Source organism: Vibrio sp. Vb1337 (genome assembly GCF_033338715.1).
Lineage (GTDB): Bacteria > Pseudomonadota > Gammaproteobacteria > Enterobacterales > Vibrionaceae > Vibrio > Vibrio alginolyticus.
The window spans coordinates 1-1254 of the sequence record NZ_JAWOTD010000141.1; the positions used below are offsets into that span (position 1 = coordinate 1).

Consider the following 1254-nt stretch of genomic DNA (forward strand, 5'->3'; position numbering starts at 1 on the left):
GGATGAGCCAGTATTTTTATTTACCTGTATAACTGAACAATACTGTATATGAGAACAGTATATACTGTTTCTTTATACAGTAAAGATGAGCAGGAATATTTTTATCTAACAGGTTATTTTTTGTGATGAGGTGGGAAAAATGAGTCGAAGTCTCGACAACGACTCATTGAAATTGAAAGGGTTATGGGCGAGTTGGATTGATCGTCAGTGGCTCTAGTGTCACGACAGCATTAACACTTGCTCCTGGGTGATCGACATACGACGTGTCTTGCATCAACGTGTAGAAAACGTCAACAAAGTCATCATCGTTGGTAAGCACACCATCTGGAATTGCATCGATGATCTTGTTTGTGATTTGTGGGATGACTGCGTATGCCTGAACTTGCGGATCTGGGATGGCTTTCAGAACTTCTTCAGCCACTTGCACCAATAGTTTCGCCAGCTGTTTGTAGTCTGTGCCGTCATCTTGCTCCATCAGAACAATATCTGCAGCGCCCCAGCGGTAGCGAGACAGTGAATGATGATTTGATTTGGGTAGTAATCTTGGTTGTCGTAATCCAAGTAAGGAAGTTCTACCAGATCAATTGTCGGCTCGTCGCGGCTTGGATTGACACCTGTCACGATCGCGTAAACCTCTGCTTTGCCAGAGATCCACGGTTCTTTGTCATCCGCTAAGCGAATTTTCTTCAGTTGAGTTGTTTGAATCGGAGCGACATCACTTGTCGCTGCGCTTTGTAGCATTGGTGAAGATTGTTTTTGACTCTCTGAATAATAAGGCTGAATTAGAGCTGGCTGACCCAGCTTTTTCATTTCTGCCTGCATCGCCTGTAAGCCTGCTTTGAGCTCTGCAGAGCTGTTGTTATCGACAACTAGAACGGGAACGTCAGGAAGCTGATACACATCAAGTTGATGAATTTGCCCGTAAACGTCAAACGCTTCGATGTATTGCCAGCTTTCATCATCACCGCTTGGTTCAAAGGCAAAGAGTGGTGCAACGTCGCCATTGAGCCATGCTCCTAGCATTTTTTCGTTGGCTAAGCGCACTTCTAGCAATTGATCTGAGAATTCAGTAATGCCTTTCCAGCTACGAATTTGAGCGTCGGCTTCAACGAGCTGTTGGCTAAATTCTGCAGTAGGGTTTTGCTCAATGAAAGAGGAGACAGGAACATTGGTTTGTTGAGCTGTAATATCTCTTCTCAACATAGGCTCAATTGCCGTATAGTTTTCGCTCAGTTGTTGAGCAAGTTCCCGTTT

The 1254-nt window shown here is 44.3% G+C and carries 1 pseudogene; it reads right to left on the reverse strand.

Features of this window, described 5'->3' with window-relative positions:
• Nucleotides 1-181: 181 nt before the first annotated feature.
• Nucleotides 182-1254 (reverse strand): annotated as a pseudogene (locus R7E42_RS24540) (DUF3103 domain-containing protein); the annotation flags it as partial.